9 protein-coding genes and 1 pseudogene are annotated in these 13,860 nt (G+C 61.8%); 2 read left to right on the top strand and 8 right to left on the bottom strand.

What is annotated here, in order from left to right:
* Positions 1 to 22: 22 nt before the first annotated feature.
* Both BUE15_RS16280 and BUE15_RS16275 read right to left on the bottom strand, forming a co-directional pair.
* The gene (locus BUE15_RS16280) at positions 23 to 1,729 is read right to left on the bottom strand and encodes a hypothetical protein (protein ID WP_073287515.1); all 1,707 of its coding nucleotides are present in this window, start codon (positions 1,727 to 1,729) and stop codon (positions 23 to 25) included.
* Positions 1,730 to 1,831: 102 nt separating this feature from the next.
* On the bottom strand, positions 1,832 to 5,050 hold the full coding sequence (locus BUE15_RS16275; RefSeq protein ID WP_073287512.1) for a tetratricopeptide repeat protein: 3,219 nt from the start codon (positions 5,048 to 5,050) through the stop codon (positions 1,832 to 1,834).
* A gap of 212 nt (positions 5,051 to 5,262) precedes the next feature.
* On the opposite strand from BUE15_RS16275, the gene BUE15_RS16270 reads away from it, so the two are divergent.
* The gene (locus tag BUE15_RS16270; protein WP_073287510.1) at positions 5,263 to 7,728 is read left to right on the top strand and encodes a T9SS type A sorting domain-containing protein; all 2,466 of its coding nucleotides are present in this window, start codon (positions 5,263 to 5,265) and stop codon (positions 7,726 to 7,728) included.
* A gap of 80 nt (positions 7,729 to 7,808) precedes the next feature.
* Here BUE15_RS16270 and BUE15_RS16265 read toward each other — a convergent pair whose 3' ends face one another.
* The 4 genes from BUE15_RS16265 to holA form a co-directional block, all read right to left on the bottom strand.
* Entirely contained in the window at positions 7,809 to 8,072 is a 264-nt protein-coding gene (locus BUE15_RS16265) for a hypothetical protein (protein WP_073287507.1), read from the bottom strand.
* A gap of 52 nt (positions 8,073 to 8,124) precedes the next feature.
* A complete protein-coding gene (locus BUE15_RS16260) occupies positions 8,125 to 8,586 on the bottom strand; it encodes an RES family NAD+ phosphorylase (RefSeq protein ID WP_073287504.1) in 462 nt (153 codons plus the stop codon).
* A 104-nt stretch (positions 8,587 to 8,690) separates the two neighbouring features.
* On the bottom strand, positions 8,691 to 9,152 hold the full coding sequence (parS, locus tag BUE15_RS16255) for a type II RES/Xre toxin-antitoxin system antitoxin (RefSeq protein ID WP_084549122.1): 462 nt from the start codon (positions 9,150 to 9,152) through the stop codon (positions 8,691 to 8,693).
* A gap of 116 nt (positions 9,153 to 9,268) precedes the next feature.
* Positions 9,269 to 10,345 carry a DNA polymerase III subunit delta gene (gene holA, locus BUE15_RS16250; RefSeq protein WP_084549121.1) on the bottom strand — a complete coding sequence of 359 codons (1,077 nt, stop codon included), beginning with the start codon at positions 10,343 to 10,345 and terminating at the stop codon, positions 9,269 to 9,271.
* A gap of 185 nt (positions 10,346 to 10,530) precedes the next feature.
* On the opposite strand from holA, the gene tyrS reads away from it, so the two are divergent.
* On the top strand, positions 10,531 to 11,826 hold the full coding sequence (tyrS, locus tag BUE15_RS16245; protein ID WP_073287501.1) for a tyrosine--tRNA ligase: 1,296 nt from the start codon (positions 10,531 to 10,533) through the stop codon (positions 11,824 to 11,826).
* 194 nt (positions 11,827 to 12,020) lie between these two features.
* Here the strand turns inward: tyrS and BUE15_RS22580 are convergent.
* A pseudogene (locus BUE15_RS22580) lies at positions 12,021 to 12,191 on the bottom strand (histone H1); the annotation flags it as partial.
* A gap of 241 nt (positions 12,192 to 12,432) precedes the next feature.
* Positions 12,433 to 13,683 carry an aminotransferase class I/II-fold pyridoxal phosphate-dependent enzyme gene (locus BUE15_RS16235; protein WP_073287495.1) on the bottom strand — a complete coding sequence of 417 codons (1,251 nt, stop codon included), beginning with the start codon at positions 13,681 to 13,683 and terminating at the stop codon, positions 12,433 to 12,435.
* Positions 13,684 to 13,860: the final 177 nt, after the last annotated feature.

Below are 13,860 nucleotides of genomic sequence, written 5' to 3'. Positions count from 1 at the left end.
TTCCGTAGGCTGAAAGCGCAGATTAAAAGTCGTAGGTAACTCCTGCCAGTACGTTGATTCCTTTCACCGGGTAGTTCAGGAACCGCTCGTATTTACGGCCCAGCAGGTTATTGCCTTGAGCAAAGATGCTTAGATTTTCCATAATCCGGTAATCTGCCTTCAGGTTCAGGTCGATGACGGAGTCGGTGGAGCGCACGATTTCGCGGCCGGGCACGAAGGCCGGATCGAAAGACCCCGGCTTGTAGCCGGAGCCGTAGCTGGCGCTATACGTGTACAATTCGGCGCCCAGCAGCAGCTTCTCATACACGTTGTGCGTGGCAAACAGCACCGACTGGAACGCGGGCCGGTGGAACGGCTGGGCCAGCGTCTTCACGTTGTAGCCGTTGTAGTCGGCCTTGAGTCCGATACGGGTTTTCTCGGCGGCGTTATACACAATTTCGCCGTGGATGTTGAGCAGCTGCGTGGCCTTCTTGTCGTAGACGAGGTCGAACTTGGTGGAGTCGCGGCGGGAGTTGTTGTAGAAGTACAGGTTCCGGTCGTTGCTGAGCGTCACCTTGGCATTCACCTCCAGCGCCCGGGCCGGGGCCGCATTAAAGCCGAAAAACACGGTCGGGCCGCGGTGGGTGTCGGCCACGCGCTGGTTGGGGGCCAGCCAGGGGTTTTCGGTGGTCAGGTCGTACATCGTGACGCGCTGCAGACCGCCGCCCAGGCCGCCAAACACCACGAATTTGTCTTCCGTGACGGTGTAGGCCACCCGCACCGCCGGGAAAACCTTGAACTGCGACACGTCACGGATGGTGTCGCCGGTGTAGCCCAGTGTGGCCCCTACCGATACGGCCAGCCGGTTCAGCGTCAGCTCATAAGCGGGCGTCACCTGCACCAGAGGCCGGCTGTAGCTCAGCGAGTCCTTGAAAGAGATGAACGACAGGTCGCCGTTGACACTCACGCGGCTCGTTTCGCCCAGAGCGTAGCTGGAGCGCAGCTCGGCGTAGATGTTGTTTTCCTTAGCCTCAAACCGGTCGTTCCAGTGCCGGAAGCCCAGGGCCACGTCGTACTGGAAAGCGGCATCGGTGGCGCGGTTGCGGGCATACACCTTGGCATCGGCCCGGAAGAAGGTTTGCTTGAGGCTGTCGGCGGTGGGCAGGTCGGGGCGGTTGCGGTTGTAGCCGTAGAAGTTGTACCGCTCGCGCCCGATGTCTACCTTACCGCCCAGCGCCGTGGCGCCGCTGTAGGTTTCGCCGTGCACGCCCAGGCTCGTGCGGCTCTGGCCCGAGTTCTTCTTGTCAATCGGGCCGCTGGCCGAGGACAGGTGGTTCAGGTCGAGGCCGTAGGAGGCGGAGTTGCTGCGGGTGTTGTGCAGGTGCGCCCGGCCCAGGAAGGTGCCGTAGTTGCCGACGCCCGCCTTCAGGTAGTTGCCGGTTTGCGGAGCCAGCTCTTCCTGCCGGATGGTCAGCACCCGCACCGAGGGGTTGAGCAGGTCGGCGGGCAGCTTGAAATCGGGGTAGGTGTAGGGCACCTTGGCCGTGGTTTTGGCCGGCGGGTCAATCTTGATTTTTTCGAAGTTGCGGGCCGCCTCCGGCAGCTGATTGACGCGCTCCTTCACAATCTCAATTTCGGCCTCTTCGATTTTGCCCCGGGGCGTGGTGCGCGTAGGCTGGGCCTGCGCCACAGCCGGCACGGCAGCCAGCAGTCCGGCCAGAGCCAGCAGTTTCGACGGGTGAAGCGTCATATAGTCAGGGGGGGCTTACCTACAGGCAGTGGTTTAGCACGCCGGCAGCAACCAGTTAAGATTCAAATTTTTATTTTCAGCAGACAAGCAGCCTCCTCACTCCTATTCCTCCTCGCCCACGGGCCCATCCGTGCGGTTGGTAACCGTGTCGGTGGGCTGGGTGGTGCTGGGCACCAGGGAGCTGCGGCCGGCGGTTTTGCCTTTCGGCGCAGGCGTGGTTTTGGTAGTGCCGGGCTTGGCGGGCGTGGTTTTGCCGGGCGTCGTGGCCGGGGCTTTGGTGCCGCCGGCCGGGGTTTCGCCGGGCAGCGCGGCCAGCCGTTGCTTGGCGCCGGCAATTACCTCAGCCACCGGAAACTTGTTGTCGATGATGGAATTCAGCGTGGCGCGTGCCTGGAAGTTTTCCCCCTGCGCGGCGTAGATGTCGGCAATCAGCAGGAAGCCCCGGCCCTGCCACAGCTCGTAGTTCGAGGTGTTGGTCTTGTAGGCCGCGTCCAGCGCCTCGGGGTACTTCTTTTGCTGGAACAGCGCATCGGCCACCAGGTACTGGGCTTCGGCACCGCTTTCATCGGCGGCGGCCGTGGTGGCGGCCGTGTTCAGCTCCGTGATGGCCTGGTCGTAGTTGCCGGCCTTAAAGCTGGCCTTGCCCAGGTAGAGCAGCGCGGCGTTGGTAGCCGTCGGCGAGGCGGCCTGCGCCTGCAGCTCGGTGGCCACGCGGCGCGTGCCTTCCAGGTCGCCGCTTTCGTAGTAGCTCTTCATCAGGCCCAGCCCGGCGTTGGCTATTTCGCGCTTGTTCTGCGAGGAGGTGCGCAAACGGCCGTAGTAGATAATGGCCTCCGGGTAGTTCTTGTTCTCGAACTCCAGATCCGCCACGCGGCCCACGGCGCGGTTCACAAACTCCGACTTGCCTTCCTGCACCACGGCTTTCAGCCTGGGCAGGGCCTCGGCTTTTTTGCCGGTACGCAGCAGCGCGTCGGCCAGGAAGTAGCGGCCATCGGCGGCCAGCGCGTTGTCGGGGTACTGCTTCAAATACGACTCCAGGCGCGGAATGGCCTGTGCATACTTCTCGGCCAGATACAGCGACTTGGCGGCTTCAAACTCCACGCTTTCGGTGGCCTTGCTGTCGGGGTTCTGCTGCTTGAACTGGGCCAGATACTGGTCGAACTCTTCGGTCTTGCCCTGCGCCGAGAGGCTTTCCTGCAGCGAGTAGATGGCGCTGCTGGCGGCCTTGGTGCGCGGGTACTGGCTCAGCACCTGCTTGAAGTCGGTGGCGGCCTTCTCGTGCTGCTCCAGGTTGGCGTAGGCCACGCCGCGCTTGTGCAGGGCCTGCGGAATCAGCTGGGAGTTGGGGCGGTTGGCAATCAGCTTCGAGAAGCCATCCACGGCCTGCTGAAACGAGCCGGCCTCGAAGTCGAGCTGGGCCTGCTGGTACACGGCATCGTCGGCGTAGCGCGACGTGGGCGAGGTGCGCAGCAGCGTGCCCAGCGTCTGGGCGGCTTCGTCGCGGCGGCCGAGCAAGCCCAGCACCACGCTCTTCTGGTAGTAGGCGTAGTCCTTGTCGGCGGCGTTGGCCGTAATCACCTTGTTGTAGAGGTCGAGGGCCTGCTGGTAGTTTTTGGCCACGTAGTAGGTGTCGGCCAGGCGCAGGGTCACGTCGTAGTAGTTGGGGTCGGCGGGCTTGGCCACCGGGTCCTGCAGCCAGGCCTGGAACTGCGGCCGGGCCCGGTCGTACTGCTGCGTATTATAATAGGCGTAGCCGAGGCCGTAGCGGGCCTTTTGCTCGAACACCTTCTCGTCGGCATCCACGCCACCCTGCCGGGCCGTGCGGGCCGCGGCCGTGTAGGCCGTAATGGCGTCGGGGTACTTCTGGCCCACGCTGTAGATTTCGCCTTTCAGCACCTGCGCCGCGGCGCGCAAGGCGTCGTCCTGCGGGTATTTCAGGCTCTTGTCGAGCAGCGGCAGGGCCTCGGAGTAGCGGCTGTTGTTGTAGAGCGTAGCGGCCTGCAGGTAGGCCACGCGCTGGTAGGTGGCGTTGAGCTTGCTGCTCCGGTCGTCGAGGTTGTCGAGGTAGTTGAGGGCCTGCGCGTAGTCGGAGGAGTTGAGGAAACTCTCGCTCAGGATGTCGTCGGCGGCGTCGCGGTTTTTGGAGCGCGGGTACTTCTTGCCGAAGTCCTTGAGCGTGGTAATTACCTCGGGCGTGTTGCCCAGCTCGTAGTTGATCTGCGCGTACTTGAGCGTGGCGTTTTCGGTGATGTTCTTGTCGAACGTGGCTTTGCGGGCCGCGTCAAACGAGTTTAGCGCCAGCTGCTTCTGGTTGGTTTGCAGGTAGCTCAGGCCCAGGTGGTAGGCGGCGTTCTGCCCCAGCGAGTCGCGGCGGGCCGCCACGCCTTTGAAGGAGCCGATGGCTCCCTTGAAGTCGCCCTGCTTGTAGTTGGCGTACCCGATTTTGTACTGCACCTCCGGTTCTATCTTTTTGCGGCCGGCGGCATACTTGTCGAAATACTCGGCGGCCTGCTTGAAATCCTGCTTCTGGTAGTAGGCGTCGCCTACCAGAAGCTGGATTTCATCACTGGACTGTGGCGGCGGAGTCTGGGCCAGGGCCTTGGTGCCGTAGTCGATGAGGCCGTCGAAGTCGCCTTCCTTGTAATAGATCTGGCTCATCACGGCCGGTACCACGGGGCGGTAAGCGTCGTTCTGCTCGGCCACGGCCAGGTCGCGGCGGGCACCGGGGTAGTCGCCGGCCCGGAACGCCAGGTAGCCGGCGTAGTAGGAGCTGGCGTAGCGGTACTCGTGCGTGCCCTGCTTGTTGCGGTCGAACTGCAGGCGGGCCTTGTCGAACTCCTTCTGCGCAAAATAGCTGTAGCCGAGCTTAAACTCCGACTCGGCGCGCTGCTCCACCGTCAGGTTGTCGGCGCCCACGCGCTGCAGGTAGTCGATGGCCTTGGCGTAGTCCTTCTTGTCGAAGTAGAACTTGCCCAGCTCGAAGAACGCCACGGCCGCCTTGGGGTGGGCCGGGTTCTGGGTGGCGAAGCTCAGAATCCGGTCCTCGGCGTCGGGGTGAAACAGGTAGAGGCCAGCTACGGCGTAGTAGTATTCGGCGTCGATGGTCCGGTCGCGCAGCTCGCCGGTGCGGCGCTGCGTGAGGTCGAGGTAGCGCTGGAAGGCCTGCTGGGCGGCGCCGTATTTGCCACGGTCGAACAGCTCCAGGCCTTCCTGGAAATGGCGCTCGTCGGAGGCGAACACCTGGGTTTGCTGGGCTTGGGCGGCCAGCGGCGCCGCGGCGCTAAGGGAGGCGGCCAGCGCAATCCGGGGGATAAACTTCATTGCTCGGCGTTACGGGAAGCGGCCCAGTAGGGCCGGATATGGCCAAAAGTAGCGAAAAACCCGCTTGAGTTGCGCTTCTGCCCTGGCCCGTCGGGTTATTTCGAACGATAAGGCTGCGCCGGTTGGTATGGGGAGGATACCAATTTTCTGCCCGCCATCTGATACCTTGCGCCGCTATTTTTCTATTTCCTTTTTTTCTTTTTCCTTCTTCTATGCTGCTTCGCTACCCGTTGCTGGCCGGCGCTACCGTGCTTCTGTCGGGCGCCCTGCAGGCCCAGAGCATCAGTTTTCAACTGCCCGATGGCCTGCGCACCGCCCCTGTTACCGGTAAGCCCTACCATCTCGCCACGGCCGACTTCAACGGCGACGGCCGGCCCGACATTGCGGCCAGCTGCGAAACGCAGAACGTGGTGAGCGTGACGCTGAGCCGGGGGGCCGGCGTGTTTGCCGCCGCCACGCCGTATGCCGTGCAGCGGGGTCCGCAGGCCCTGGTAGCCACCGACCTCAATGCCGACGGCCGCCCCGACCTGGTGGTGGGCAATCGTACTGCCGCCTCTATTTCGGTGCTGCTCAATACCGGCAATGGGACGTTTGCGGCGGCCACTTCCCTGGGCATGGGCCTTTTCGCCAACCCCACCCACCTGCTGGCCGGCGACTTCACCGGCGACAGCAACCCCGATATTGTGGCGGCCAGCACTCTGAACGGCTCTATTCAGGTATTTGTAGGCAGCACTGCGGGTACGCTCACTGCCCTGCCTACAATGGGGGGCCTGGCTTTTCAGGGTATTACAACGGTTGATATTGACCGCAACGGCCAGCTGGACCTGCTTCTTTCGCAGCCTGGCACGCCCATGGGCAGCATCCGGACGCTATATGGCCTCGGCAACGGCACGTTCAGTTCCGGGGTGTCGTCGTCGCTGCCGGCCGCTACGTACGGCACCGAAGTGCTGGCCACCGACTTCAACCAGGACGGCCGGACCGACCTGGCGCAGCTCGACCCCAACCAGAACGAGGTGCTAGTTTTCCTGGGCTATCCTTTCGGGCTGGCGCCGGGCATCCGGTTCCGGGTAGGCAACCTGCCCACCGCTATGCGCGCCGCCGATCTGGACGGCGACAACCGGCTGGAGCTGATTACAAGCAATGACGTCAGCAACAGCGTGACGGTGCTGCCGGGCCTGGCCACGGGCTACTTCGGCACCGCCCGCCACTACCTGACCAGCGGTGGCCCGCAGGATGTAGCTGTGGCCGATTTTACCGGCGATGGCCGCCCCGACCTGCTCAGCGCTGACGCCGCTTCCACCGGCCAGCACAACCTGACGCTGATGCCGAACCGGGGCAACGGTCTCTTCCAAAGCCCCTCGTCGTCGGTGCTCAGCCACTTTGGCTCGCGCGTGACGCTGGCGGACCTGAACGGCGACGGCCTGCTGGATGCCGCCGTGGCCGGCGGCTCCTTCGGCGGCTCGGCCGGCGACATGAGCGTGCTGCTGGGCCGCGGCGACGGCCATTTCGGGCCGGCCCGGGCCTGGGGTATTTCCGGGCTGGGGCCGGGCTTTATTGTAGCCCGTGACCTCACCGGCGACAACCGCCCCGAGATTCTGATAACGCACTACAGCAACTCCACCTTCACGGTTTACACCAACGATGGGCAGGGCGGCTTCCCGACCCGCAACACGCAGTGGATTCAGCGCTCCGGCAACGGTATCGGGGGCGTCACGACGGCCGACTTCAACGGCGACGGCCGCTACGACGTGGCCGTAGCCGGTTCTGAGCCTACCTATGGCAACTTCGGCATTGACCTGCTTCTGAACAACAACGGACAGCTGGGTCAGGCCATTTTTCTACCCACCGGCTCCTTCCCGCATTCCATTGAGGCCGCCGATGTAGACCGGGACGGCCGCCCCGACCTGGTGCTGACCTTGCCGATGTACAACGCCTCGACGGTGGGCGTGATGCGCAACCTGGGAAACAACGCATTTGCGCCGCTCGTCACGTACTCCACGCCCAACCAGACCGAGCAGGTGCTGGTCGCCGACGTAAACGGCGACCAGTGGCCCGACCTGCTCATCCGCACCGACGATGCCCTGCAACTACGGCTAAACCAGGCAGGCACCCGCTTCGGGCCGGCCCAAACGTTCACAACGGCCCAGAATTCCACCAAAGTACAGGCCGCCGACCTCAACGGGGACGGCTTCGTGGATTTGCTGGTTTCCAGCAGCGGCATCGACCGGGTGCAGGTATTCCAGAATGTAGGCAACACCAGCTTCTCGGCGCTGCCCGAAATTCCGCTCTTCGGCTACGGCTGGGATATGGCTGTGGGCCAGCTTGATGGCGACGCCCTCCCGGACCTGGTGAGCGTGGACCTGGATGGCAACAGCGTAGCGGCGTTTCTGAACACGAGTGGAGCAGGGCCCCTCTCCGCTACGGGGCCAGCCACGGCCGCCCGCGGGGTGTGGAGCGCCTATCCAAATCCGGCAACTGCCCTGCTGCACCTGCCGGCCAGCGGCGGCGCCACAGCCGCCTTGTTCGACAGCCGGGGCGTCCGGGTTGGGCAGTGGGCGCTGGGCTCCACCAAAACCGCTTCTCTCCCAGTTGGCCACCTGGCCCGGGGCCTGTACTTCCTGCGCGTGCTGGCACCTGCAGGCCAAGTGCTGTCGGCCCAGCGGATTGTGCTGCAATAACCCGGGCCGGTAAGCAGCAGATTTTCATACCACGCAAAACCGCCACTGCCGAACTCAGCAGTGGCGGTTTTGCGTGGTAGCTACTCCGGCCGCTCCAGCGTCACCTCGTCGCGGGTAAAGTCGATGGCGCGGCGGTCTACCGGGCCGCGGCATTCCAGCACGCGCGGCGGGGCCAGCTTGCCTTTGGGGCCGGCCTGCACCTGCGCCTCCCCCAATATATCCAGCACGGCCATGGTTTCGCCGTTCACTTTCAGCGCCCACTGGCCCGGCGGCACCGGCCCCGCCAAGTAGCCGATGAGAAAGGTTTCTTTGGGTGATACGGGAATGATGTCGAGGACTTGCATAAGGCGTGAAACAGCTATCGGAGCAGATGGAGTGGGCTTTCAGGAAACCAGCCTAAAGTGCGTCGGCGGCCTTAATCCGGGCGTCGAACCGGAACTCCTCACGGGCCACGATGCGGATGCGCTTGAAATCGGGGTGGCGGGTGTGCAGGATGTAGTTGAACTCCTGCGGCACGATGGACGAGGGCACGCGCAGCACGGCCGCGCTGCGGCGCTCATACCACGCGTCGCCGAGGGGCTGGCAGAGGCTGTAGCGGCTGGCTTTTTCCCAGCCGACGGGCAGCTGCGCGGTCGTTATCTCCTCCACGGCTACATCATCGGGCACATCAATCACGAGCACCCGAAACTGGTCGTTGAGGCCTTCGCCGCTGCGGTGCACCACGTTTTCGAGGCAGGCCAGCGCGCGGGAAGCGGCCGTATAAATCACGAATTTATCCTGGGTGTTCCAGCGGGCACGGCGGCCCGAGGCAAACAGGTCGTCGGCATATTTAGCCAGGCAGATGCGGTATACCTGCATCAATTAAGTATTCAGATGTGAGTATAAAGTAGCAAGACAGAAACGAATCATCGCACACCCAAAAACTGCATCCAATCAATCCACCTACTCACATCTTACTACTCCTAGGCCAGGTCGCCGTAGGCAATGCGCGTCAGCTCCTCCTCCACCAGATCAATGCCGCCGCTGGTTTCGAGCAGGCGCAGCGGCACCTCGCCGTCGAGGCCGTGGGCGGGCTTGCTCAGCCAGCGCAAAAACGCCGCCGCATCGCCGAACACCTCGATGCCGGTTTCATAGAGCGCAATAATCTTGAGCGTCTTCTCGCTGCTGCTGGCGTTCAGGTTGCGGTTTTCCTGGGTGTAGCTGCGCAGTGTCTTGGTAGAAAGCTCGTAGATGGCCTCCAGCTGGCTGGCCTGCAGCTGAAACGCGTCGGCCACCTCAAAAGCCGTGGCGGCCGGCAGACCTTTGCGCGCTTCCATCACCAGCGCAAACGAGTCCTGCCCGGTGCGGCTCCAGGCCGCCCATTTCTTCCGCAAAGGCGCGGGCAGCGCAGTCGTGAGTTTGGGTTTTGTGAGTGTAGCGGCCATGGCATCAGGGATTAGCAATCGAAGCTAAGGAAATTTTTCTTTTAAACGAAGAAAAATTTCCTTTGGTTCGCACCACCTGTCATCCTTCGCTCCGCTCAGGATGACAGGTTGGTTTATCAGGCCCCCACCACGGCGTGCAGCGGCACGGGGTGGATGATGAGCCAGATCAGCTCCCGCAGGATTTCGCCGTCGGTCATGGAGCCCGAGTCGATGCCTTTGCTCTGGGCGTCGGCGCGGCGGATCAGGTGCACGATGTCGCGGGTGCGGTGGAAGTCGAACACCTTCAGGCCGGTTTGGTAGTCGCGGCGCTGCATAGGGAAGCGCAGGCCCATTTTCAGCCAGTCGGCTTCCGAGGGGTTGGGGTTCTGGTGCAGCACCAGCAGGCGCGAGAAGTAGTTGAACAGCAGCGTCAGGTTCGGGATGAGCGGGTTGTTCTTGGGGTTGGCCTCGAAGTAGAGCAGAATGCGGTTGGCCTTGAGCACGTCGCGGCGCACTACGGCGCTCTGCAGCTCGAAGATGTTGTACTCCTTGCTGATGCCCACCATGCGCTGCACCAGGTCCTCGTCGATACTGTGGCCGGGCAGCAGGTTGATGAGCATCTTGTCTACCTCATTCGTCAGGCGGCCCAGCTCAGCCCCGATGTACTCGGCCAGCATGGCCGTGGCCTGGGGCGTAATCTGCTGGCCTTTGCTGCGCACGTACTGGCTGAGCCAGGGCGCCACCTGGTTGTCGTAGAGCTTTTTGCTGGTGAGCAGCACCGTGCCGGCGGGCGCGGCTTCCTTTTTGTCGCCGGCCAGCAGCTTGCCCAGCTTTTTGCGGGCGTCCAGCGTTTTGTGCTTGTAGCAGAGCACCAGCACCGTGCTTTGCAGCGGATTGCGCAGGTACGCCTCCAGAAACGGCCACGTCTTCTCCGCTTCCAGGTCGGCCACGGCCTGCGCCTCTTTCACAATCACGACGGAGCGTTCGGCCATCATGGGGAAGCGCTTGGCCTGGCCCAGGATGCCGGCTACGTCGGTGTCCTTGCCGTAGAGCACTACTTGGTTGAAGCCCTTTTCGTGCTCCTGCAGCACGGTTTTCTCCAGCAGGTCGGCCACCAGATCAATATAGTACGGCTCCTCCCCCTGCAGAAAGTACACGGGCGCAAACTGTCGCTGCTGGAGCTGCTTCAGGATTTCGTCGGGCGTGAGGGTCAAGGGATGAATGAGTGAATGAGTGAATGAGTGAATGAGTGAATGAGTGAATGAGTTTCCGGCACGGCGGCCGATTTCACTCCCATAAACAAAGGTACCATTGCAGCCTTTACCTTTGTCTTCCATTACAACCGGATGCTTCAGCTACTGCGTCTGGTCACTCCTTCACTCATTTACTCATTCACTCATTGAACCTAATCGACGAACTGCGCTGGCGCGGCATGTTTCACGACATGATGCCCGGCACCGACGAGCACCTGCGCCAGAACGCGCCCATTACCGGCTACATCGGCTTCGACCCTACCGCGCCGTCGCTGCACATCGGCAACCTGGCCACTATTATGCTGCTGGTGCACCTGCAGCGCGCCGGCCACCGCCCGCTGGCGCTGGTAGGCGGCGCCACCGGCATGATTGGCGACCCATCAGGCAAGTCGGCGGAGCGCAACCTGCTGGATGAGGAGGCGCTGCGCCGCAATCAGGCCGGCATCCAGGCTCAGCTGGAGAAGTTTCTCGACTTCTCGGAAGGCCCCACCGGCGCCAAAGTGGTGAACAACTACGACTGGTTCAAGGAGTTCGGCTTCCTGCAGTTCCTGCGCGAAGTGGGCAAGCACCTCACCGTGAACTACATGATGGCCAAAGACTCGGTAAAGCGCCGCATCAGCGGCAACGAAGAGTCGGGCGCCGAGGGCCTGAGCTACACCGAGTTCAGCTACCAGCTGCTGCAGGGCTACGACTTCTTCCACCTCTATAAGGAGTTGGGCACGACGTTGCAGATGGGCGCCAGTGACCAGTGGGGCAACATCACGACCGGCACCGAGCTGATCCGGCGCATGTCGGGTGGCGAGGGCAAAGCCTACGCCCTCACCGGCCAGCTTATCACTAAGGCCGATGGCACCAAGTACGGCAAGAGCGAAACCGGCACCGTGTGGCTCGACCCCACCATGACCTCGCCCTACCAGTTCTACCAGTTCTTCCTAAACGCCGCCGACGCCGACGTGCCCCGCCTCATCCGCGTGTTTACGCTGCTGCCGCAGTCCGAAATTGAGGCTCTGGAAGCTGAGCACGCCCAGGCGCCGCACCTGCGCGTGCTGCAAAAGGCCCTGGCCAAGGACGTCACCATCCGGGTGCACTCCGAAGCGGCTTACGAAGCGGCTCTGGCCGCCTCGCAGGTGTTGTTCGGTGGCGGTGAGCTAAGCAGCCTCGACGAGGCCACGCTACTGGACGTATTTGCCGGAGTCCCGCACGTGGAGGTACCGCGCGCGGAACTGGCGGGCCTGGATGCCCTCACGCTGCTCAGCACGGCTTCCGGCAACATCATCTTCTCCTCCAAAGGCGAGGCCCGCAAGATGGTGCAGAACAACGGCGTGAAGCTCAACCGGCAGAAAGTCACGCTGGAGCAGACCGCGGAGGCCATTGCGCCGCTGCTGGACAAGTACCTGGTAGCCCAGAAGGGCAAAAGCTACTTCCTGATTAAGCTGGTATAACCCGGCTTGCCACCACACAAAAAAGCCCTGCCGAAATATCGGCAGGGCTTTTTTGTGTGGTGTATAGCTACCACGCGACGCGTGGTACCAGACTACTTTTTCTTGGCAGCGGGAGCAGCCTTCTTGGCAGCAGCCGGAGCGGCTTTCTTAGCAGCCGGAGCAGCTTTGCCAGCAGCCGGAGCAGCACCAGCGGCGCTGTTCTTAGCGTTCTGTACTTCCGTGCGGATGCTCTGGGCCATGTTCTTCAGCTCCTGCATGCCTTTGCGCACGCGGGTGCCGGCAGCCGAGTTGTTCTTGTCATAGAATTTCTCGAAGTCGCTTTCCAGGCCCATAACGAGGTCCTTGAGTTGGCTGAAATTGCTCATGTGAGAGGGGTTGTGTGGAGTGGAAAATTTAGTTTCAACGGGCCTAATATACAGGGATTTCAAATACAAGCAAGTTGCCAACTTTTTTTATTAATGCCGTTTTTCAGGCTTGGGAGGCGCTTTTCACCTATGAAACCCCTTCTCACGCGTTTCAGCTACTTCATCACCATCATAGAATAGTACTAAATACAAAAGCCGGTACCCACGGGGGCACCGGCTTTTGTATTTAGCAAAGCACAAACTAGTTCTGCAGCCCGGCAGGTACTTCTGCTTTGGAATAAAGCCCTTTCTGCAGCTTCTCCTTCACCGCCTCGAAGGCCTTGATGGTAACGGCCACATCGTCGAGGGTGTGTACTGCGGTGGGAATGATGCGGAGCATAATCACGCCCTTCGGCACTACCGGATACACCACGATAGAGCAGAAAATGCCGTGATTCTCACGTAGATCGAAGGTTACCTGCGTAGCATCCGGAATCTGGCCTTCCAGCAGTACCGGCGTTACGGGCGAGCTGGTGCTGCCGATATTGAAGCCTTTTTCGCGCAGGCCGCTTTGCAGAGCCCGCACAATGGTCCAGAGGTTTTCCTTCAGCTCGGGCTGGGTACGCAGCAGCTCCAGGCGCTTCAAAGCGCCCACTACGAGCGGCATGGGCAGGCTTTTGGCGAAAATCTGGCTGCGCATGTTGTAGCGCAAATATTCAATTACGTTCTCGGGGCCGGCCACGAATGCACCGATGCTGGCCATGCTCTTGGCAAACGTTGAAAAATAAAGGTCGATACCGTCCTGAACACCCTGTTCTTCGCCCGTTCCGGCGCCTGTAGCGCCCATGGTGCCGAAGCCGTGGGCATCGTCTACGAACAGACGGAACTGGTATTTTTCCTTCAACGCCACCACGCCACGCAGGTCGCCCTGGTTGCCCGACATGCCGAACACGCCTTCCGTAATTACCAGAATACCGCCGCCGGTTTCGTCGATGATGCGCTGGGCGCGCTCCAGCTGCTTCTCCAGGCTTTGCATATCGTTGTGCACGTACACGAAGCGCTTGCCCGCGTGCAGGCGCACCCCATCAATGATGCAGGCGTGCGACTCGGCGTCGTATACAATTACGTCGTGGCGGCCTACCATGGCATCAATAATAGATACCACACCCTGGTAGCCGAAGTTGAGCAGCATACACTCGGGCTTCTGCACAAACTCCGCCAGTTCGTTTTCCAGTTGCTCGTGCAGGTTAGAGTTGCCGGACATCATGCGGGCCCCCATGGGCAGCGCCATGCCATATTCGGCAGCGGCGTCGGCGTCGGCCTTGCGTACTTCGGGGTGGTTGGCCAGGCCCAGGTAGTTGTTCAGGCTCCAGGTAAGCACCTCTTTACCGCGAAAAATCATACGGGGCTTAATCTCGCCTTCCAGCTTGGGGAAAGTGAAATAGCCGTGCGCGTAGTGTGAATGGCTACCCAGCGGGCCGCGGTTGGCGGCAATCTTTTCAAATAGATCCACGAGGGAACGGGTTGAATGTGAAACGAAAACGGGACATTACGCCCGAGGGCCTAACGCTCAAGTAATGTACAAAGTTATGGCAATCCGCAAAGGTAGCCGCCTTTCGGCCGGCATCCAACCTTATAGGAATTGGCCCGGCGCGTTTTCTGGTGCGGCCGGAATGGCGTTTCTTTGGGT

Origin of the sequence: Hymenobacter psychrotolerans DSM 18569 (genome assembly GCF_900142395.1) — a bacterium.
In the GTDB taxonomy this organism is placed as follows: domain Bacteria; phylum Bacteroidota; class Bacteroidia; order Cytophagales; family Hymenobacteraceae; genus Hymenobacter; species Hymenobacter psychrotolerans.
Note: the sequence above shows the minus strand (reverse complement) of the source record. Positions and strands in the feature narration are given on the sequence as shown.